A 19,930-nucleotide genomic window follows, 5' to 3' on the forward strand; every position below is an offset into this window, starting at 1 on the left:
GACGGCGTATGAGCTGGAAGGTTGCAAACCTTTGCGCCGAGAGGCGCTTCGGTAGTCCCGTGCGCAAGCAGATCATCATGTTCCTGGCCGACAAGGCTAGCGACGATGGATCTGGTATCTGGTGCTCGAAGGGGACAGTCCAGCGCCATACCGAGCTAGGCGAGTCGACGGTCAAGCGGACGATCACTGAATTCTTGCGTGAGGGTATTCTGGTCGAGACCGGACGGCGCCCCTGCAAGAACGGCTATACGGTGATTTACAGGATCGTTCTGGGTTCTGTGAACGGCTTGGAAACGATCTCCGAACCGGACGACGAACCTGAGTTTTCGAGGGGGGCCACAGCGGACGGGGTTCCGCATGGCCCTGGAACGGGGGCCGCTGCGGACGGGGTGCCGGGTCCAGAGCGGACCCCAAACCATCCTAAAACCATCCAGAAACCACCTACGCGCGCGGACACGCGCGAGGCGGAGGATCAGGATTTCGAGAAAGCATGGGCCGCCTATCCGCCGGATCGGCGTCGGAACAAGAACACCTGCCGACAACAATTCGAGCGGGCCATCAAGGACGGCACGACCGCCGAGGAATTTATCTGCGCAGTCAATGCCTATGCGACCGAGACCGAAGGCTACACCCGCTCGAAGGTATGCTTCTCCGACAACTGGTTTCGGGACAGCCGTTGGCAACGATTTGTCGAGGAGGCCCGCGACGCGCAGATTGACGCTGCCGAACTTGAGGGAAAGCACTTTCGCCAGCTTGCCGGGTGGGTCCGCGAGCGCAATTGGATGTGCCAGCACATCTCGCGCAATCAGGCTGGTGAACTGCTGATGCGCGGTCTGGTTTCGGAACCGGAGCTTCGCCGTGCGGAGGTGGCATGGTGACTTCGAACATCAAGCAGTCTGGGCAAAGAGCAAGGCGACCCGGTTCTAGGTCTTCGACCGTCGAACCGGGGCCTTGCGAGGGGCGGCAAGCCTCCCCTTCGAACCCCAACCGGACCGCGCGGGGCGCGGTCCCTTCGGAGAAGCAGGAAGCCGTATTCTTCTACTGCTCCTCCGAGGAAAAGGCGCTGATCCGGCAAGCGGCTGCGGATCGCGGGTTGTCCATGTCGGCCATGCTTCGGCAACTCGCGACCGGCGCGTCTCCGAAGCGGCGCAAGCCCGCGCCCCGTGTCGATCCCGCGCTCGTTCTGGCTGTGTCCCGCTATGGCGGCAACCTCAACCAGATCGCGCGGTGGCTCAACACGGCGGCCAGCACGGGCCGGGCCAGCGAGGTCGAGGCCCTGCGCGTGGGGGCGGCGCTGGTCGGCATCGAGCGGCGGTTGGCGGAGATCATCGCCCAGCACCGGAGGCCACCCGGATGCTGATCAAGTTCTTCCCCAACGGCAAGGGCGGCGGCGCGGGGCCGGTCGACTACCTGACCGCCCGCACGGTGCTAGCCTATGACGACAATCGCGATCTGATCCGCGAAGCCTCGGGCCAACCCATGACCGTGACGCGTGAGCCGTTGCCAGAGGTCGTGCGCGGCGATCCCCAAGGCATGATCGACCTGATCGACGCCTGCCCGCACAAGTGGACCTATCGCGCCGGTGTCGTCAGCTTCGCCCGCGAGGACGCCCCGAGCGCGGACCAGCAGCAGGAGGTGATCGACCGCTTTGAAGAGATCGCCTTCGCCGGGCTCGATGCCGACCGCTACGCCTGTCTCTGGGTGCGCCACACCCACGAGGATCGCGTCGAGCTGCATTTCTGCACGCCGCGGATGGAGCTTCACAGCGGACGCAGCCTCAACATCGCCCCACCCGGCTATGAGCGCGCCTTCGACAGCCTGCGCGACCTGATGAACAAGACCCACGGCTGGACCGACCCCATGGACGTGGAGCGCGCGGCCGAGGTCAAGCCGGTCTCGGAAGCCCCGGATCGCGCCGCCGGGCGCGACGGGCTCCATGCCTGGATCGCCGACCAGATTTCCATAGGGCTGATCGAGGACCGCGCCGGGATGCTCGCCGCCCTGACCGATGCGGGCTTCGAGGTGCCCCGCGCCGGCACGAATTACCTGACAGTCAAAGACCCTGAGACCGAAGAACGGTTTCGCCTTAGAGGAGAGATTTTCCATGAAGACTGGAGAGCCGAAGCAACGGCTGAGCGAGAAGCTAAACGCGGACATGGAGCGGATCAGGGCAGAGAACGCCGCCTCGATCGACACACAGTTGCAGAACTTCAGGACCGATTTGACGGTCATTGCCGAAAACGCGCTGGCTACAATCAAGACCGATACGGAAGACTACCTGCTGCGCGTGAGGAAGCACCTCATGCGGCAGAGCGCGAACGCAGCTCGACCGGAATGGAAGGCTCTGATGTGGCCGATGCTGGTGGCCTGCTGCCTGATGATCTGCACCGGGATTTCGACCTGGTCAGTCATGACATGGCTGACGCCGAACTTGAACACGATGGGGCTCAGGGTGATCGAGCGGCCGGAGGCGGTCTATCTGATCCCGCGCAGCGGCCGCGCGGCGCTGACACGCTGTTCGCTGGCAGGGGAACCCGTGGACTGTCTGACGATCCCGAAGGAGTGAGTGATGGATGGCTTGACGCCACTCGAACGCGAATTGTTGGGCTACGTCGAGCAGTTGACGGAAGCCTCGAAGGCATCCGCGCAGGAATTGACCGCCTTTGGGCAGGACAGGCGGACGGAGCTGGATGGGTTACGCGGCTCCATGATCGCTTTGCTCAGGTCGCAGCTCTCATTGGTCGAAGCCTTGAACGGCTGGATGCAGGATGGCCCCGACACCGCGCAGGCACCGTCGAAGCTGAAGGACAGCCTGTCGCTCGCGCTGGAGGCGCAGAAGCGCCTCCGGACGCGGTGACAGACGAGATCGAGGAGGACGTGCATGGCCTACGCCATTGAGGGGCAAATCCAGCTCTCCCCCGGACACGCAACACTGAACAAGCAACACGTAACACTGAACAGGGGACAGGCAGCACGCGACACGCGACACGCGACACGCGACCGTGGCCACTCAACACCGGACAGTCAACACGCAACAGACGACACCGGACAAGCGACAGGCGACACGCAACACCGAACAAACGACGGGAGTAACCGTATGATTTATCGAGCTATCTTGTTTCTGGCTTTGACTACCGATCCGGTGATGGCGGACCAGATCGAGTTGAGAAACTCCATCCAATCCGCAGAGACCGACCGCTACGGTTGCGCAATCCGCCCGCGACCGGAACATCTGACTTTCCGGTCATTTCGAGATTCATGGCGCTCAGTGGCAGCGGACGACCTCTATAGCTTGAAGCGGCATCAGATGGCGCTGGAGGCCGGTTCTTGCGATTGCGAGGCTCTATGGCCCGACTGGGCGATCATCGAGGACGAGTATGCGGAACTGGGTTTTGCCGCCCCGACCGCCACCGACAGCCTGCACATCGCATGGTCGGCGGAAGAGTATTTCCCTGTCATTTCCGATCTTCGGGATCGGTTACGCACTCAGTGCCAGGAGCCTGAGTGATGGGTATCGTTAACTTTATCGTATCAGCCGCAGACGAGGGTCTCGAGAAAGTGGCTACCTCGCAGTTCGCGGCGGTCGCGGAGGTCTCCGGCACGATTGTTGTCGGGGCCGCGACCCTCGCAATGATCGTTTTGTTTATCAACATGGCATGGCAAATCCGGCCCATGGACGGGAAAGAGCTGCTGGTCTTGTCATTCAAGATCGCTTTGATCAACACATTCGCGTTCAATTGGGCAAATTTTAACTTCGTCAGCGGTCATATCATCGACGGCCTCGACGAACTGGCTGGGCGCTTGGTCGGCTCGGCAATCGGTGTAGACCTCGCGGGACCCAGATATTTCGCCCTTCGTTTTGACCTTCAGCTCGACAGGCTGGCGGAATACGGCAACTCGGCCACATCGCATATGGGGGCGGTCAGCAAGGCTGTTATGGGAGTCTTCTTCATGGCTCTTCTGGCTGTAATCGGTGGCGCGGCGGGCGCTGTTCTCGTCCTGGCAAAGATGATGATGACTTTCCTGATAGGTATCGCGCCCACCATGATCCTCTGCTCGATGTTCCCGGTGACGAAGGACTATTTCCACCGATGGGTGTCTGCGCTGGCGAGTTTTGCCCTTTACCCGGTCGTGATGGCTGGCGTTTTCTCGATGGTCTTCGGCCTGGTGAGCCAGCTGGTCGGCCAGATTGGATCGCCCGATTCTGTCAAGCAGGTTGGAGCGACGCTTCCCTTTCTGGCTGTAGTCATACTTTCGCTTGTGATGGTTGTGGCGATCCCGTTCATCGTACCGATGATCTCGGGCAACTTGCAGGCTGGTTGGGCAGCGGCAGCTGTAGGAAGCAGTGTGCGTAAGATGATACCACAGTCTCGCCCACAGCAAGCAAACAACCTATCCTTGAACGCCGCGAGCAGTATGAACCGAAAACCGCCTGCGGGTGCGGATGCAGGCCGTACTTCAATGTCCGCAACAGGTCATCGCCTTTCAGCCGGGACGGGTGCCAAGATGCAACGCGCCATGGATCGCGCCGAGCGGCTTGGCACACAAAATAAGACGCGATTATAGCCCGATGCTCATATTCGATTTCATCTTCCCCACAAAATCCTCGGGGGAGCGCCTCAACGGCGCGGGGGCAGACAGCCCCCATCCTCACTTGACGGAAGAGATCGCACGACCTGCCCAGCCATGTCTTTCTACTGCTGGAAAAGGTCAGTTGCCGCCTTTCCCTTGACTGTAGCTGCGCAAGGCTCAAAAACATGACGCTAAATAGAGATTTAGAACTTCGCCTCCGAAAAGCTATTGAGATCACGAGTGAAAAAGCCTCTTCCCGAGCGCCGATCACTCACCCAGACCAACAGCTATTATTAGATTGGGCAACTTACGGGCCAAAAGGCCCGAACATACAGCACCTTGTATGGCGGCTAGCTCTAGAGCATGACCTCCGCGTTTCGGATATTGAAGAGTTCATCGCGACCTGTCTTGCTCGCAAGTTGCAAAAGCTGGAGCGAGAAAGGTTAACTCGAGCGCACTCTCGACCCAGGCCTTAGAAGCCCCCGGCGTTTCACCAATTCAGGATGATGCCTTCCTCCGGAGCCACTCAAACTTGTTATTACCGATACGTCCACCCTGCGCAGCCAAGGCAGATTGAGCTTCGGCAGCGTAGTGCTCCTTCAGCTCTGCAAGCCATATAAATTTCGAGCCATCAAAGGCCGTAAACTCCTCGCAACTACCCACTCTTACTGATCGTACGTCGTGTGTATCGCCGTTGGGCTCGAAGTCAGCCATGACAATATCCGACAACTTAAATGTGCTCGTTAGATGCTTAAACTCAGTTCCCTCCATAATAGGGAAGCGAAATTTCTTCGTTTGCTCAACGAGCTTAAGCTTAAGTAAAGGGAATGCGGTTCTCTCAACAAGGCGAACAGCATCACAAACAGGTTGAAGGCAAAGAAAATATTCACCTCCTTCCGCTGCTTGATTTCCTTCACCTGCTACATCTTGATCTTGGCCTTGAACCTTTCTCTTTAGTATTGTCCCAGATCGCAGCAGGAAGTGCCCATCAATATTCTTAGGATAGCTGTTTATTTGATCCAAGATAGAAATTTGTGTGAAGCTATTTGGATCGATATCCAGCAGCATCAGAGGCTTCTTGCCTTCTTGGAACCCTCTAGTGTCACTATTGTTCATGCTTAGCTTGCTCTTGACCAGCTCCTTAAAGACTTCATAGTCTTGACCAAAGAAAACGGTTTCCAAGTCTTCGCCCGAAAACGAATAAGCTGAGTTATCGTTCTTATCCGAAATCTTGATGCTTTTGGGGCTGGTTAAAGTTAGGCACCTCGTCAAATCCTCCTTGTCAGTTACGGACGCCACCAACTTTGAAGAGTGCAGTGCTGCAGCGAGATCGTCCAGGACAAGCGTAGTGGTGTACTCGGCAAAGCTTTCCCGCGATGTTGGAAACTCGAGTGTGCTAGATCTTTTGTCGAGCAGATGAGTGCTAATAGCTTTGTCGAGACCGCGATTGAATCGAAAAAGATGTTCATAGGTGCGGTTCCGGACTTCGGCAACCGTCGCCATAACAGTTCGAGGCAAAATACCGTCTTGAAACTCCGCGAAGTCTTTCACCACCGCTTCAGCCAAGGCTTCCTCTTTAACGTCATTTTTTTTGAAATGCTTGATGCGCCAAACCGAAGGCCCAGCGATAACCTTCACATCAACAGAGTCTTCGATTTTGGATGCGGTAATGCCATCGATGCCCCCAAACTCCTCGACGATGGCATCGAGAACGCTGTCAGTACCGCGGTCTGTATAAATGGCGACATACCTAAGGCGCTTACGCCCGTCGAGATCCTCTTTGAGTCTTTGTGCAAGGATATCTAGAGCGGTTCTTTCGGTCTCATCCAGCTTCCAGTCAATGATGATCAAGTCAGCTTTATCAATAGATTTAGGGGGCTGCTTGTGTTCGGCTCTCCATTGATATGTCGAACATATAAGGCCGAGTTCAGAGAAGCCATCGACTACTGCTTCAGCGTTCACCTCAGGAATTTTTGCTTCGGCCGCAGGCTGCTCAGTTTCTTCAAGCCCAACGTCAAATCCGTCGGAATCTGGAGCGACAAGTCCTTCCCCTGCATCTGCAGTGTCTACTTTATTCTTTGGCCAAATGAGCGCATCATCGATGAAAACAGCAGCACCCAAGAACTCCTTGGGAATGTCGAGAAAATCAAACTTAGTCAACTTTAGTCTCCATCGGCCCGATTGCAAACACCGCACCCGCTCTGCTCTCGTCAAGCAGTGAGATGTCGAGCAAATCTTTATTTAGAGAGGTCTTAGCGATGTAGAGACCCATCCCTTGTCCGCCAAATTTCTTTGAATAGCCAAACTCGAAAATGAGATCACGGTCCATCGCAGAAATACCAGGTCCATTGTCACGGATAATGAAGCTGTTTCCATCAGAATCTAGCACGATGCTCCGCTCACCATCTTTGCGGGATAGCCAATGAATAGCGTTGTCAACGAGGTTGACGAAAACCGGCAAGACTACCGATGCGAAACTCTCAAGGTAATGTTCAGCTGCGGTAGAGGTCACTTCGAACCTCACTTGATGTCGCCGGAACCTCTCCCCAAATAGGTCTTGAACAAACTCGGAAATCTGAGTTCCAGTGATCTTCGTCTTCCTCCGCCTCAAACGTCGATCTAGGGGCGTGAAAAGACTTAGGTAATTGTCCAGGTGATCGAAGCCATCTCTGATATCGTTGTATATTTCACGCAGAGCTTCGTTCTTATCAGCCCACCGTTTCATTGCTTGGAGGGACCGTCGTACACCTCTGACGTTTCCTTCAAACTCATGCTGGACGATGCTAACGGCCATCCCTAACTGGGCGAGGTCTAGCGTCTGGGTGTAGTCTTCCTTGAGTACCTCAAGTTCGGTTTCCAGCGCTGCCACCGTGGCGTCGGAGTTGATCTCACTTTGATCGCCGGTATCTCTAATTCTCTTGAGTTGAGAACTGATAGACGCCAAGTTCACCTCGAAAACTTTGCGTGCCTCGAGCAGCTTCCCTTCTATTTCGGCATGAAACGCGTCTAGATCGTCGTCTGAAGCGGTATCAAACGAAAACTCGCTCAAAGAGATATCGACCTCGTCTTTTGTTCTTTGCAGCGCTTCCTTGGCACTTCGGAGTTGGTCGGTAACGTACTTTGATGTCTCATCGAGCTCAGTTTTTGCGTCTTTTCGCTTCTGACTGACTGACTTTTCTGAGAACTCTTCCGCTGCCGAAAGAGCAGCGGCAAGACGCATGCGGGAATCGAGATGCACCTTTGCATCTCTCGCGATGTTACCAATTGTGGCCTCGGCTTCACGCTTCGCATTTTCAAAGTGCGGAAGAACATCTTCCCCGTAAGAGCGCTGATATTGCTCCCATTGCCTAGCAAGCGCCTTATTCAGACCAACCCCGCTGGGGCGAGATATACGGAAGCTATTTAAGTGGCTCTGAAGCTTGAGAAGTAGATCTTTCTCAATCTTTAGAATTTGATCGGCGGCAGTTGCCAGATCTTCACCTTCAACCAGGGAAGAAACACGGGCTTTTGCCGTGCTCACCTCTTCGCTGAAAGCTTTTTGATGTCCTTCATCTGCAACTCTTGAGAAATAGGCCTCAAGGTCAGCGCTGAGCTTCTTTCTCCTGGACCCAGATTGCCGTTCACGCTTCTGACTGAGCGCGAACTCCTTCTGAAGTGCGGTTCTCTCGTTGAGAAACTCATCTGAATAGGCGCCTTCCTCTCGGAAGAAGCGCGCCGCCAACTCCTCAAAAAACGACATCAGTTGCTCGCGGAATTGCCTGTAAGCTCTATTGCTTTGGAAGCCCTCACGTCCCGCTTTTTCCTTCAGATTTCCGTTGGCATCAGCCGTAATGTCGATCGCTCCAAACATTCTGCGGTAGGAAAAGAAATAATACGACGCGCTAAGCGTTCGTCTGCGTTCAATTTCCAGGAAGTCAAAGTCTGAATTTCCGAATGGCAGGACGCGAATGCCATTTCTGTAAATGTAAAGACCGCCGAGCTTGTCCAATTTTAGCCTCAAGGGCTCCCATAAATCACTGGGAACCCTTGTATCTCTTTTTGTTCCTTGCAAGTAAGCAAATGACAACTTGAAGGGACCGCAGTCGCGCTCAGCTCCGGAATCAAATAGAGGTATCTTGACCTCCTTATATTCCCCGCCGTAGATGGATATCTTGCCTGAGAAGTTCCCATACTTATCGAATTCCCCGGAGACCTTATGGTCAGCTAATTCAAACTCTTCTGGAGTAAAAAATTGCTGCTCCGCGATTCGATCTATCGTCTCTCCGTCGGCAAGATGATCGCGAAAGTTGGCGGTCATTGGAGTCGCGCCGGGTTTAGTGAGGCTGTTGGAGAATCCGAGCAACATCTTCTCCAATGACGTAGCTTTGAGCGTACTGTTCGCTTTTTCAGAGCGCGCATCGATATCCGCTGTTAATTCATCATCGACAGGGTGGACGATAAAATGGGTGCCTGAGCCATCGCCTGTTAAAGTTGGCCCACTCAGTGTCTGCAGGCGCTCAATAGGTAGTGTCCACGAACGAAAATCGTTTGCGATTGCAGACGTATAGGGGAGAAGCGCTAGGTTTGACGACAACTGCTCCGTTACTGCGACCAATTCATCACGCATGCTTTCTACGAGGTCTTTTGTCACCTCGGATATTGAGTCGACGGTCTGGAGCGGAATGACAATCTGATCCAGATCGACGCCTGGAATCTCGAACAGACCCCAGTGAATCAAGCAGACGGTTATGGACCCGCTTCCGTCATCAAGCTCGGGCTTTGTGAGGATCAGAACGATTTTTCCGGTTGTGGCAATGGCCAAGCGTCCAATGCCCTTTTCCCCCATTGTGGGGCGATACTCCCTGCCTTTTCGGGCAGGCGGCGGAGATGAGTTTTCGAGGCGTAGCTTGCTCTCCGTGCCGAGCGTGAGCCAACGGCCTTCAAAATCCTCTCTAGACATTCCCACACCGTCGTCCCTAATGAATAGGATATCTTGACGGCGAAAGTAATCGACCGATACTTGGTCGGCGTATGCATCATAAGCATTCTTAAAGAGCTCATGCAGCGCGGTTGGGATGCCAGCAATTTGTTGCTTTCCCAACATATCCAACGTTCGGGCTCGTGCTCGAAACTTCGCCATTCTAGATTTCTTTCACAGAGATCATTAGTTGTTTTCCAAGTGTTTCAGCAAACGAAACCGGAACCGCATTACCTACCTGCCTCGCCGTTTGCGAGACCGTTCCAAGAAACATAAAGTCGTCAGGAAAACTCTGGAGAGCCGCGGCTTCACGCACCGATAGACCTCTGTTCTGATTTGGATGCCCAAATCTACCATTCGATATGGAGATACACTTGGTGGTCAATGTCTTTGCGGGAAGTGACCAGCTGAGGCGCCCGTAGGTATCAGTGTAGCCTGTCTTCTTCTTATGGCATTTAAGTAATAGGTGTTCTGGCCAATCACGCCGATCGCCGCCTTCAGGTGTGTGTCGCAATCTCTCAAGGTTAACCTCTGAGATTTGTGCCGTTTGATGGTTTGGCACTTCGTGGTGGGTGGCACCTGCTTCTAGCTCTGGATAGTGGCTAATTGCATCTCGAACAGTCGCATATTCAATTAGGCCTTCTGCATCGCCGTGAGTCTTCTTGGGAAGTTTAGCTTCACCGTTTCGCGCGGCTACGAGCACGAGCCTCCGCCGAGATTGCGGCACGCCGTAATCAACTGCATCAAGCACTCCGTGATCATATTTGTAATCAAGGCGATCCAATAAATCCGTAAATCTAAAGAAAGGGCCGCCATCTACCTTCTGCATGCCAGGTACATTCTCAAGAACTAGAAAATCTGGCTGAAAGTGCTCTACAAACCTGTGAAATTCGTCCAGCAAGACTACTCTCTTATCCGAGGTGTCCTTGTGGCGGTTCTGGTTTGAGAATGGCTGACAAGGCGCGCAGGCCGAGAATAGCAAGGGCCTTTCTATCTCACCCACTTCCTGCTGAAGCTGTTCGCAAGTTAGATCAGAGATGTTTCTCTGCAGAGCGCTGGCTTCTGGAAAATTATGCTGATACGTCTTGAGAGCGACCCCATCATAGTCGATACCGGCAAGAATTTTCATCCCAGCCTTTCGGAGACCAGCACTGGTTCCGCCGCATCCACAAAAAAAGTCAATTACCGATATTTGCAACTATCTTGCCCAGTTTTTCGATTTCAAGCGAGACCGTTCGCTGTTGGGGTGCTGCTCCTGAAACATTCAGAAGAACGCGTTATATCATGTATGTTTACTTCAGGGTTTGAAACTGCGCTGCCCAATTCCAGAGAAACATTTTCACCAAGTGTGTTCTTGACCGACTAGAACTCCCGCTCGTCTACGCTCGACTTAGCTTTCAAGGCTCGCCAGAAGATGTCTGCAGCAAGGGCGGCTCCGAACCCAATCGCGCCGATAGCAACCAGACTGATGAGGGTCAGACCAGTGGAATAGTGCTCTCCTTCTAGAACTGCAATAATGGCGACAAGAGAAACTGCTAAGGTGAATAATCCACCAATTCTCATTCGATTGGCCATCTTTCCCAAGTAGCGATCGGAACTTTGCCTGTCACTCAAAAGTGGAAGGTCCTTTCCGCTGGGCCTAATCATCATCACCTCTCATAAGTGCGTACACCGCTGTTGCTTCCTCGCTGGGAGGAGAACCTTTGCTGAAGCTCTGCTCCAACACGTAACGGAAGAATTTGGAGTAGCTCTTCATCCCGAGCGGCGGCCCCTCCGACGTAGCGAGTGCATAGGTGGCGTCGCTTGTTTTTCCAGCAAGATCAATTAGTTGTATATCTTTTGGTTGCGTTTCATCCCCGAACACCAACCATCGGAGGTCAACGCCAAACTTTGACGAGAAATCGGCCACAACAGACAAGGGCGGTTCTCGCTTTCCAAGCTCATAGTTCTTGTATGCGCGGTCTGAGAGCTCAAGCATCGCGGCGAACTTGCTTTGCGAGTAGCCGGTTTTCTCACGCTCCTCACGCATCCTCTGTCCAACGAACGCAACTTGGCTTGCCATGGTATCAATTGTGCCCTACGATGGTAACGAACGCGCATACTTTGCCGACTTTGCGCTAGTGTTACCTGAATGTGCGGAAAAGGGAAGAAAGATGTCCGATTGTGCCCTTCTGTCACCGAGAGAGATGGCTGAGAAGAGCGGCTGGCCAGAGAGGCGAATCCGTTCTTTGATTGCGAGCAAGCAGATCAAACACCTCAAGATTGGTAGCACGTTCTACCTACCTGAAGATGCAATCGCCGACTTCGTGCGGCGCAACATGGTGGAGCCTGAGCAAGGGGGGAGCGCTGATGTGCCGGGCCAGGATTGATTGCTACCCTAGCGCCCGACGGCATCAAGAGTGCAATCGCATACCCTCAAGTAAGCGCGCTCTCCGCTGCTGCCCGTCTCGGATACCTAGCGACCTAGATCGATCAAGTGGAGGTGGTGAGAATGGCCGATCCTAGACCACATACGGCAGCAAAGTAGGCTGTTGCTGCATTGCTCCGCGAAGCACGCGAGGCCGGATGGCTGCGGGCAAAATTTGAGATCAGGCCAGATGGCAGTGTGACCGTTGACGCAGGTATGACCGAGCCAGGTGTCTCTGACGAGTTTCTGAGTGGTGATCTCAGGATGGGTCGATGACGCGGAAAATTCTTCCGAAATTCGTGTACCTGGATCGAGGTTATCTGCGCTTCATTCGTCGTGCTCGCGGTCAGTCGATCATGATGAAAGAAGAATACGGAAGTCCCGAGTTCTGGGAACACTACAATATGCTGCTCCGTGGTCGCGAACCTGTCCCCGCGAAGCGCAACTTTGAAGCGTTGATCTGGAGCTACTATGACAGCGAAGCGTTCAAGAAGCTGAAGCCGCGCACCAAGTCGGACTATCGGAAATACATCGAGCACATACGGCTGATTTGGGGGCAAAAGGACCCGGCGAAAGTCGAGCCTCATCACGTCTATGAGCTGCATCGGGCCAACTCTGAGCGGTGGCGACAAGCCAATTATCTGGTTCAGGTCATGATCGTGCTGATGAACCATGCCCGGCTTATCGGTTTCCTTCGCAAGGAGCACGGCAACCCGGCCAAAGGCATCCCGCTTTTCAAACAACAAAGTGAAGGATGGGAGCCTTGGCCCGATGATATCCGTGCCGAATTCGAAGAGGTCGCGACTTCGCGTGCCCGCCTAGTCTACGAACTGTGCATCGGTACCGGTCAGCGCATCGGTGATGTGCTTAGCATTCGGTGGAGCCACCTACAGAACGGGGCCTATGACTGCACCCAAGGTAAAACCGACAAAGAGTTGTGGATTCCACTGACAGACCGTCTCAAGGCATACTTGGCCACGGTAGAGAAAAAGGGGCTGACAGTCGTGACCGACGCATCTGGTCGGCCTGTGAGGTACCGGACCGTTGCCGAAGAAATGCGCAAGGTTAAAGGGAAGATGCAGCACCCTGAGGCCTCAAAGTACGTTACTCACGGGCCGCGCAAGAACGCTACAATCGAACTCTATCGAGCAGGCTGCGACGACGAGATGGTCAAAGCAGTCACGGGGGCTCAGGTGTCGAGATGCTGGAAAAAATATGGTGGGAAGGTACGTCAGCGCGAGTTGGCAACGCGGGCGCAAGAAGCCAGAAACAAGATGGAACAGAACAGGGCCGGAACGTGAAAGTTTCAACGGCTGTTTCAATTTTCAAGAAGGAGACAAGCAGGGTGACGCAAGTGCTTGAAAATATTGGAGGCGAGTACCGGAATCGAACCGGTGTACACGGATTTGCAAGAGTATCTAAGAGACTGTTTCGCATTGATAAAGTGTCTAGATTGCCGCCCGAGATCGGCGGAACATATCAAGAATGTTTAGACGTGAAAGGGTTGTCGCGCGAAGTGGCCGAAACGAGAGCAGAGCAACACCATCCGTCAATGAGGAGGCGAATTATCGGCGTCCGTTGTCTGCCCAATCCTGCCGTTGACTTAAACCATGGAAGCCGCAATGCGGCTTCCCAAAGAACACTTTTACCGCCTAAATTCATGCGACCTGACTAGCAGCATATCTTTGCTGTTTGTCTTAGCCTGAGGGTTCGCTCCCAAATGCTTTCGCAACCTCAGAGATAGTCAATGGGGAAAGCAAATCCGGCGCTTTCACATGCGCCCACCTGTGACATGTCGGGCAAAGAACAACCAAATCATCGGCACGGCTCTCGCGAACGCCAGCAGCAAGGGGTTGGAGGTGGTGCGCGTCGAACATCCCGTCAGATGTATCGCTGAAACCACAAGCTTCGCAGCAGAGCGCGCCGTCATTCTTCGCCCGATTTCGGTCCTTCACCGCGCGTTTCAATCTCGGGTCGCGCTCAATTTCCTTCGAGAGTTTCCAGACCTGTATTCCCTCGGACGATTTGATGTTTAATTTAGGATATAAAGTGCCGATGAGCTTGACGCCACCGGGATCGCGAAAGCCGGAGGGTACCTGCACCTCCCATCTGCGGGAAACAGTGCGGTCCTTCAAGGCATTCCACAGTGCATGAATTTGGTCGGTGTAACGCATAACCCGGTCATATGCGTTGGCAAGGATGTTCATGTCATCGAAACCGAGTTCGTCGACCAACAACGGTTCGCCGTCAATCGCATAGACCTCGGAAAGGACAACAGCGACCGGCCATTGTTCAAGGCGTTTTCGCAGCGGTTCACCTTTAACGAATGCTGTTGTCTCGCCGTATGCTCCAGTCGTGCGGACCAATTCCAAGGCTCGCCCTCGCAATTCTTCTGGGACATGCTTTCCGCCGCCAATCGTCACGAAATAGGGCTGCTCTTGCGCCTTTTCTGCTGTAATCCTTGCCTGAGAGTAGTGGCCTTTGTTTTTCGTCGCAGCGTCTCCTCGCGATCCGAAGCACATGACCGCTTCTTCTGATCTGCCCCAAACGGCTTTAACGCCCATCAGATCGTTTTCGCTTGGAACTACTTCGCTGAACTTGACCATACCGACTTCTACCTAATAATTCGACGGGTGCTAATTTCAGTCAAAAGGAATTTCAGGATAGCTTCAATTAAAATTTCGCAGAGCGAAAGTTATAGACATCACTAGTCGGGCAGGTGCGACACCATTCGCGGCTCATTACGTTCATTCAGCACGTTAGCAATCACTGTGCAGCACCTTCTTTGGAGCAGTCATTCGGAAAAGTTTGCAGGACTAGGGCCCATGCAGTCCGTTGTCACGGCGCAACTCTCCAAGGCGCTGAGAGGTCGCCATCACCCATGCAGAGCGGTATCAAATTCTAATTTCTCCATTGGGCCACTTGAGCGAAACACTACGCACTGTTGAGTTCATAGCCTTTTTGCTCAAAAAAAGCCTGCAAAGCCGAACCGAATCTTTCAACTTCTGTATCCGCTATTGAGTGCATAGTTCGTATTTCACCGAAGGAGAACCTGCCACCGACCTGCACCGAAGATTCGCGGCCGTGAGATACCGCGTTTCGTCGTTCACGGAGATTATTTAGTCGGCCCTTCTCCATTACGCCAATAACGAAGTTGGGCACACCGAGCAACTGGCAGCACTGCTCCATCTGTGAACCGTCAACGTTCTGCAGACGCACCGAGAATGGGTTGCTTGCAACACTGAACTCAAGCTCCTCATTGAGCATAGAAAATAGCTCAATCGACTTGTTGAGTGAATTATCATAGGAGCAATCGCGAAGTGACTGTATTCGCGGATAGTGGAAAATTGCCTGCACCTCCGGGATGCAGTCTTTGACCAGTGGGGCATGCGATGTGGCCACCGCCATTGCCTCTTCAACGTAAGCGTTTACTCCCCGTTCCATCGCAGAATATATTGCTACAAGTAGTAGCCCACGTAACGATTTGTCAGGGTCGGTGGAGGGGATGAGGTTGGGTGGTCCGCCGGGGTCCAGCCGATTAATAACTTGGAGAGTTTCCGTGAATCTGCCGCGCACCTCTAGCTGAGCGTCGGCAAAGCTCATGCAGCAACGGCCTCTCTAACGATTTCAATTCGCCGCAAGAGTTTGGGGTTGCTGTTCGTGCCACCCGAGGTGGCCTTCTTCAACTCCTGGTCGTCAAGAACGGCTCGAAGTGCAACTTCGTTGACTTGGTTCCCCGCGCTGATTACGTCAGCGACTCCAACAGATACGGCTTCAAACAATAGAAGCGGCGTCGTATTCTTTCGTTCGCTTCGAACTACCCCATCCGGGAGCGCACCCGATAAAACGTCCATCGTATTGTCGAACAGTTCAGAAAGCGCTTTCTTGTTTTTGAATTTTTTCGTCTTGTTTTCCATGTAGGTGTTCAGAAATTCCTTAACGGAGTGTTTGAAGTCGCTCCTGCATTCGAAATACGCAAAAAACTTAAGTACAATCTCCTCCATGTTGCCGCGGCCTTCACGTTTTGATTTTCGAAAAACGTTTTCTAATCGCTGATCCGCGGCGCACGATTTGATGAATTCGTTAAATTCCCCTTGAAACACGCAATTTCGGATTTCCTGCTGGTGCAGTATTATGCCTCCGGTGTTCAGCCTCTCAAATAGGTCGAATCTGACTTGATAATCACTCAGATCATTGAGAACTGTTATCCTGACGGGTCTCGTTAGGAAGTTAAGTTTCAGCGTCTCAGGAAGATCACAAAACTTCTTTCCATTTAGACTTGGAATCTTTTCGAGGCCGCTAATCTTTAGCTCGTGTGTCGAGATATCTTCGATCCCCGAACGAAATTGCGGCCTCACGAAGTTTACAAGCGTTGTGATCCTCTGCAGACCGTCGATGCACTCCCAGCTTGAGTCGTCATTTGTAGCCATAAATAGGCTGGGAATAGGAATTCCCAAAAAAACCGATTCAATCAATGCCGACTCTCTATCCGACTTCCAAACGAAGTGCCGCTGGTAGTCGGGTGCCACCTGTATCTGCCCTTCAGCAACCATATCTAGCAGCTGCTTCGCAGTTATGTCGTAGGTGTCAAACCCAACGGTTCTTCGCTGCTGTTTTAACTCCGAAGCTATTTTCGTTGCATTCATTTGGCACCTAAGTGAGCGAAGAGAGTTGTTGATATAGCTTGCAGACTAGCTCCATTCGTGTCGAGCGACAAGTTCACGAAAAGCCAGAAGTGCTTCCGGGGAGGCGCTCGATTGCTGACGGAGTTTGTCGCTGCGGTTGGGTGCCGTCGGTCGAACAGCAAATCTTTGATGGCGATGTTCTTTTGCAGGGTGACGAAGCAACGGTCGCGGTCGTTTCGCGTCCCGTAGACCATCTGCTCGCGCCAGAACACGCCATGTGCTGCTGCGGTGGCGCCGCTTATGCTCGACGCAGCGAATGACCTGTATCCTCCCGACGTTGCCTCTCCTCTTAGCTATCGCCCTTTCCGATTTTCACGCATCTGCTGCGCAGCAATGGCTCTGATCCGTTGACGCACCTTCTTGGTATAGTGCAGCACCATTGCCGGGCTTTGCCCCGTCACAGCTGCGACCAGGTCGTCGCTGCATCCGGCTTCTACCAGCTCACAGGCTGCGTTGTAGCGCCAGCTGTGGATGTCATAGTCGACAGCCCCGATCTGCTCTCTGACCTTCCGCACGGCAGCGGAGGCGCCGCGATAGGACCAGCGGTTGGTTCCGCGTTCGTTTGTGACCATGAAGACGGAATGGCGCTCAGCGGCCTCCAAGGCCTGTTGGAGCTGGGGCAGGATTGGCACCCAGAGTTCCTTTTTGGTCTTGCTCTGCCGTACAAAGACCGCGCCATCCTGAATATCCGACCAGCGCATTTCAAGAACGTCACCGATCCTCTGGCCGGTCCCGACGCAGAGTTCCATGACAAGGCGTTGTCTGGTGCCGAGCGGGCAGGTGGCCCGGTAGGTATCCAGAAGCTCTTGCGGCCACGGCTCGCGTTCGCGCTTGTCGGTCTTGAGTTCGGAAACGCCACGTGCCGGGTTGCTTTCGCGCCAACCGAGATCGACACAGTGTTCCATCAAAACGCGCAGGACGCGCAAAGAGTAATTTGCGAAATAGGCCTTTTCAGCGTTTGAGTCTCGCAGGCGGATCACGTCCTTCCGTTGCAGCTTGGCCGGGTTGCGATCGCCCATGATGGAAATGAAAAAATCCAGATGCTTGTCGTAATCCAGACCAGTACGCGGTTTCAGGTTCCGGTATCTGGGGGACTTCCGGTAGCTCCTGATAAGCGCCTTGAAGCTTCGCGATGCGATGACTTGCGGCTTGTCCTTGGCGGCGAGTATGTCGGCGTATTCCTTCCAGAACGCCGCTGTGCCGAACTCGCTTAGGAATTTTTGCGAGGGCCACCCCCGCCGTTGGAAGTAGATGCCATTGCGTTGGCGGTAGACGTGCTTGGGAAGCTCGCGTTTAGCCATGCCGCATGTCGATCCTGTCAAACTCATCGGCAATCTCGCCAGTAGACAGTTCAAGCTCGATTTTTCGACCATCGATAGAGACACGGGTGACCATTTTGCCTGCCCGCTCGAATGCGCGGAGCAGGCTGAGTGCTTTTTGTTCCATGTTCGTCGCCGCCATCTTCACACCAATCATACAACCTGTGATGGGTTTGCGCGCCTTGGACAGAGCGAATGTGCACTGGGTGCCATGCAAACCGTGTTGATGGTTGGAAAGTAGCTTGGCGGGACTCACGGCTCAAGCACTAGGGGAATTAAGTGCCACCGGCATCACTTGGGTGTCACTAAACGCATATACGGTCTGGTGGCTATGAAGACACACTGAGCGATCAGTGCGAGTCGGGAAGGCTAAAAAGCCATTGACAGTTAATGCCAGTTTTGACGTGGAAAAATGGCGGTCTGCTGCCAGTTATTGAAGTGGCCGGTGTCACTAAATGCATACCTTATCAAGGTAGTGTCAGGGGGTCCGCCTTCCGCCCCCTCCGATATTTGAGTCTACGGGGGCCGAAGGCTCTGGCAGTGCGCCAGGTTGATGTCAGTTCCGTGCGGGAGGCTTGGCGCTGTTACCTGCGATACGCGCCAACAGGCCGATACCGACGCCCACTGCAATCATGATGAAGCCTTGGTCAATCGCTTCGCCGGAAGTTCTCGATCCAAAGTATCGGGCGGTTGCGGCGGCATAGGCCTGCGGTTCCGAAAACATCTGGGCGACGAAAATGCCCATAGCAACCCGCAGAGTGCCAAGAATGACAAGCGCCCACGAGATCAGTTTGCCGAGAAATACCATGCGAATGCTCCAGTTAGGGGGAGCATACGCCCAATGGTCGGAAGCGCGCAACTGGAGCCTGTAGTGGCGGGCTTCCTCTGCGGGACAGGGTCGGCAAAACTATCGGCGGCACTATGATTTAGGAACAGAACAAAAACAGAATGTTTAGACATTTGTTTAGACGCGCGGGCGGTCTAGTTGTCGGCTTGATCTAAGTCTTTGAAAATAAATGGAGGCGAGTAGGAGAATCGAACTCCTGTACACGGATTTGCAATCCGCTGCGTAACCACTCCGCCAACTCGCCGAAATCGCTGTGGTGACCGGCTTTTGCCATGTTCCATCTGAGGCCGCAAGAGGTCGTGGCGAACAGTCCGGCAATCTTTTACCTTCTGAACCGGCTCTGTTCCCCGCTGTGACCGCAATACCCAAGGTGAGCTTAAATCCGTTTCCGGCCCGTTGCCGCGCTCCGAGTGATGTGGCAAACCTGAAAGCCAGAGGATCCGAACAGATGAGTTTAGCTGATGATTGATTTCGCCACGCGCCGGACCATGATGGTCGATACGCAGGTCCGCCCCTCGGATGTGACAAAGTTCCCGATCATCGAGGCGATGCTGACGGTCCCGCGGGAGGATTTCGTGCCGACTGCACAACGCGAGGCGGCGTATCTCGGTGAAAACCTCGATCTCGGGCAGGGCCGTGTTATGCTTGATCCGCGCACGCTGGCCAAGATGCTGGATGCGCTGGCCATCACCGACAGGGAACTTGTGCTCGATGTGGGCGGGGCCATGGGCTATTCCACAGCTGTGATCGCCCATATGGCCGAGGCGGTCGTCACCGTCGAGGAAGACGAATCGATGGCCCACGAAGCGCAAGAGGCGCTGACAGCGGCGGGGGCCGATAACGCAGTGGTCCATGTGGGGCCACTTGCGGAGGGAGCGGCGCAGCACGGGCCCTACGACGCCATCGTTTTGCAGGGCGGGGTGCAGCAGGTGCCCGCCGCGCTGATCGACCAGCTGAAAGACGGCGGCCGTATCTGTGCGCTGTTCATGAACGGCCAGCTGGGCGAGGTGCGCGTTGGTCGAAAGAACTCCGACGACGTAAGCTGGCGCATGGCGTTCAATGCGGCGGCGCCAGTGCTGCCGGGGTTCGGGCGCGAAGCGGTCTTTGAATTCTGAGGGGTAATGGGCCGGCCTGCAGACCGGA

Annotated in this window: 19 protein-coding genes and 1 tRNA gene; 8 read left to right on the forward strand and 12 right to left on the reverse strand. The window is 54.3% G+C overall.

Annotated elements, in window-relative coordinates; all coding sequences use genetic code 11:
- Positions 1–8: 8 nt before the first annotated feature.
- Genes FIU94_RS09975 through FIU94_RS09995 form a run of 5 tightly spaced genes read left to right on the forward strand, consistent with a single transcriptional unit; the run spans position 9 to position 4,566 of the window.
- Positions 9–878 (forward strand): hypothetical protein, encoded by an 870-nt coding sequence (locus FIU94_RS09975; RefSeq protein WP_152465660.1) that lies wholly within the window; start codon positions 9–11, stop codon positions 876–878.
- Positions 872–1,360 (forward strand): plasmid mobilization relaxosome protein MobC, encoded by a 489-nt coding sequence (gene mobC, locus FIU94_RS21005; RefSeq protein ID WP_254702506.1) that lies wholly within the window; start codon positions 872–874, stop codon positions 1,358–1,360. Before FIU94_RS09975 ends, mobC begins: the two co-directional genes overlap by 7 nt.
- Positions 1,354–2,898, forward strand: coding sequence for a relaxase/mobilization nuclease domain-containing protein (locus tag FIU94_RS09985; RefSeq protein WP_152465661.1), 1,545 nt, complete (start codon positions 1,354–1,356; stop codon positions 2,896–2,898). The genes mobC and FIU94_RS09985 overlap by 7 nt, the downstream gene beginning before the upstream one ends.
- On the forward strand, positions 2,882–3,508 hold the full coding sequence (locus FIU94_RS09990; protein ID WP_254702507.1) for a hypothetical protein: 627 nt from the start codon (positions 2,882–2,884) through the stop codon (positions 3,506–3,508). Before FIU94_RS09985 ends, FIU94_RS09990 begins: the two co-directional genes overlap by 17 nt.
- Complete coding sequence (locus FIU94_RS09995) at positions 3,508–4,566, forward strand: type IV secretion system protein (protein WP_152465662.1); 1,059 nt, start codon at positions 3,508–3,510, stop codon at positions 4,564–4,566. The genes FIU94_RS09990 and FIU94_RS09995 overlap by 1 nt, the downstream gene beginning before the upstream one ends.
- 504 nt (positions 4,567–5,070) lie before the next feature.
- Here the strand turns inward: FIU94_RS09995 and FIU94_RS10000 are convergent.
- The 5 genes from FIU94_RS10000 to FIU94_RS10020 all read right to left on the reverse strand — a co-directional run bounded on the left by FIU94_RS10000 (position 5,071) and on the right by FIU94_RS10020 (position 11,558).
- Entirely contained in the window at positions 5,071–6,732 is a 1,662-nt protein-coding gene (locus tag FIU94_RS10000; RefSeq protein ID WP_152465663.1) for a response regulator receiver domain, read from the reverse strand.
- On the reverse strand, positions 6,725–9,691 hold the full coding sequence (locus tag FIU94_RS10005; protein WP_152465664.1) for an ATP-binding protein: 2,967 nt from the start codon (positions 9,689–9,691) through the stop codon (positions 6,725–6,727). Before FIU94_RS10005 ends, FIU94_RS10000 begins: the two co-directional genes overlap by 8 nt.
- A 1-nt stretch (position 9,692) precedes the next feature.
- Complete coding sequence (locus FIU94_RS10010) at positions 9,693–10,727, reverse strand: DNA cytosine methyltransferase (protein WP_152465665.1); 1,035 nt, start codon at positions 10,725–10,727, stop codon at positions 9,693–9,695.
- A 164-nt stretch (positions 10,728–10,891) separates the two neighbouring features.
- A complete protein-coding gene (locus tag FIU94_RS10015) occupies positions 10,892–11,143 on the reverse strand; it encodes a hypothetical protein (protein ID WP_152465666.1) in 252 nt (83 codons plus the stop codon).
- Positions 11,144–11,168: 25 nt separating this feature from the next.
- Entirely contained in the window at positions 11,169–11,558 is a 390-nt protein-coding gene (locus FIU94_RS10020) for a helix-turn-helix domain-containing protein (RefSeq protein WP_172975884.1), read from the reverse strand.
- Positions 11,559–11,715: 157 nt separating this feature from the next.
- Here FIU94_RS10020 and FIU94_RS10025 point away from each other — a divergent pair, with 157 nt between their 5' ends.
- Positions 11,716–11,898, forward strand: coding sequence for a hypothetical protein (locus FIU94_RS10025; protein ID WP_152465668.1), 183 nt, complete (start codon positions 11,716–11,718; stop codon positions 11,896–11,898).
- Positions 11,899–12,208: 310 nt separating this feature from the next.
- Positions 12,209–13,237, forward strand: coding sequence for a tyrosine recombinase XerC (locus FIU94_RS10035; protein WP_152465669.1), 1,029 nt, complete (start codon positions 12,209–12,211; stop codon positions 13,235–13,237).
- A gap of 396 nt (positions 13,238–13,633) precedes the next feature.
- Here FIU94_RS10035 and FIU94_RS10040 read toward each other — a convergent pair whose 3' ends face one another.
- The 7 genes from FIU94_RS10040 to FIU94_RS10065 all read right to left on the reverse strand — a co-directional run bounded on the left by FIU94_RS10040 (position 13,634) and on the right by FIU94_RS10065 (position 19,031).
- Positions 13,634–14,542: an HNH endonuclease gene (locus FIU94_RS10040; protein ID WP_152465670.1), complete on the reverse strand. Its 909-nt coding sequence runs from the start codon at positions 14,540–14,542 to the stop codon at positions 13,634–13,636.
- Between the two features lie 328 nt (positions 14,543–14,870).
- A complete protein-coding gene (locus FIU94_RS10045) occupies positions 14,871–15,539 on the reverse strand; it encodes a HEPN domain-containing protein (protein ID WP_152465671.1) in 669 nt (222 codons plus the stop codon).
- Complete coding sequence (locus FIU94_RS10050; RefSeq protein ID WP_152465672.1) at positions 15,536–16,582, reverse strand: DUF262 domain-containing protein; 1,047 nt, start codon at positions 16,580–16,582, stop codon at positions 15,536–15,538. Before FIU94_RS10050 ends, FIU94_RS10045 begins: the two co-directional genes overlap by 4 nt.
- A 332-nt stretch (positions 16,583–16,914) precedes the next feature.
- Positions 16,915–17,922, reverse strand: coding sequence for a tyrosine-type recombinase/integrase (locus FIU94_RS10055; RefSeq protein ID WP_172975885.1), 1,008 nt, complete (start codon positions 17,920–17,922; stop codon positions 16,915–16,917).
- Positions 17,915–18,196, reverse strand: a complete 282-nt coding sequence (locus FIU94_RS20880; protein WP_172975886.1) for a hypothetical protein — start codon at positions 18,194–18,196, stop codon at positions 17,915–17,917. The genes FIU94_RS10055 and FIU94_RS20880 overlap by 8 nt, the downstream gene beginning before the upstream one ends.
- A 300-nt stretch (positions 18,197–18,496) precedes the next feature.
- Entirely contained in the window at positions 18,497–18,748 is a 252-nt protein-coding gene (locus FIU94_RS10060) for a hypothetical protein (RefSeq protein WP_152465674.1), read from the reverse strand.
- A gap of 209 nt (positions 18,749–18,957) precedes the next feature.
- Positions 18,958–19,031, reverse strand: a tRNA-Cys gene (locus FIU94_RS10065).
- Positions 19,032–19,248: 217 nt separating this feature from the next.
- On the opposite strand from FIU94_RS10065, the gene FIU94_RS10070 reads away from it, so the two are divergent.
- Positions 19,249–19,902: a protein-L-isoaspartate O-methyltransferase gene (locus FIU94_RS10070; protein ID WP_152465675.1), complete on the forward strand. Its 654-nt coding sequence runs from the start codon at positions 19,249–19,251 to the stop codon at positions 19,900–19,902.
- The last annotated feature ends 28 nt before the right edge of the window (positions 19,903–19,930 follow it).

This window comes from Sulfitobacter sp. THAF37 (genome assembly GCF_009363555.1).
Classification (GTDB): domain Bacteria; phylum Pseudomonadota; class Alphaproteobacteria; order Rhodobacterales; family Rhodobacteraceae; genus Sulfitobacter.

What these genes read in the sequence shown, in the direction of transcription:
- FIU94_RS09975 (WP_152465660.1), top strand. Translation starts at nt 9, where the DNA reads ATGAGCTGGAAGGTTGCAAACCTTTGCGCCGAGAGGCGCTTCGGTAGT.
- mobC (WP_254702506.1), top strand. Translation starts at nt 872, where the DNA reads ATGGTGACTTCGAACATCAAGCAGTCTGGGCAAAGAGCAAGGCGACCC.
- FIU94_RS09985 (WP_152465661.1), top strand. Translation starts at nt 1,354, where the DNA reads ATGCTGATCAAGTTCTTCCCCAACGGCAAGGGCGGCGGCGCGGGGCCG.
- FIU94_RS09990 (WP_254702507.1), top strand. Translation starts at nt 2,882, where the DNA reads ATGGCCTACGCCATTGAGGGGCAAATCCAGCTCTCCCCCGGACACGCA.
- FIU94_RS09995 (WP_152465662.1), top strand. Translation starts at nt 3,508, where the DNA reads ATGGGTATCGTTAACTTTATCGTATCAGCCGCAGACGAGGGTCTCGAG.
- FIU94_RS10005 (WP_152465664.1), bottom strand. Translation starts at nt 9,691, where the DNA reads ATGGCGAAGTTTCGAGCACGAGCCCGAACGTTGGATATGTTGGGAAAG.
- FIU94_RS10020 (WP_172975884.1), bottom strand. Translation starts at nt 11,558, where the DNA reads ATGCGTGAGGAGCGTGAGAAAACCGGCTACTCGCAAAGCAAGTTCGCC.
- FIU94_RS10025 (WP_152465668.1), top strand. Translation starts at nt 11,716, where the DNA reads ATGGCTGAGAAGAGCGGCTGGCCAGAGAGGCGAATCCGTTCTTTGATT.
- FIU94_RS10035 (WP_152465669.1), top strand. Translation starts at nt 12,209, where the DNA reads ATGACGCGGAAAATTCTTCCGAAATTCGTGTACCTGGATCGAGGTTAT.
- FIU94_RS10040 (WP_152465670.1), bottom strand. Translation starts at nt 14,542, where the DNA reads ATGGTCAAGTTCAGCGAAGTAGTTCCAAGCGAAAACGATCTGATGGGC.
- FIU94_RS10045 (WP_152465671.1), bottom strand. Translation starts at nt 15,539, where the DNA reads ATGAGCTTTGCCGACGCTCAGCTAGAGGTGCGCGGCAGATTCACGGAA.
- FIU94_RS10050 (WP_152465672.1), bottom strand. Translation starts at nt 16,582, where the DNA reads ATGAATGCAACGAAAATAGCTTCGGAGTTAAAACAGCAGCGAAGAACC.
- FIU94_RS10055 (WP_172975885.1), bottom strand. Translation starts at nt 17,922, where the DNA reads ATGGCTAAACGCGAGCTTCCCAAGCACGTCTACCGCCAACGCAATGGC.
- FIU94_RS10060 (WP_152465674.1), bottom strand. Translation starts at nt 18,748, where the DNA reads ATGGTATTTCTCGGCAAACTGATCTCGTGGGCGCTTGTCATTCTTGGC.
- FIU94_RS10070 (WP_152465675.1), top strand. Translation starts at nt 19,249, where the DNA reads ATGATTGATTTCGCCACGCGCCGGACCATGATGGTCGATACGCAGGTC.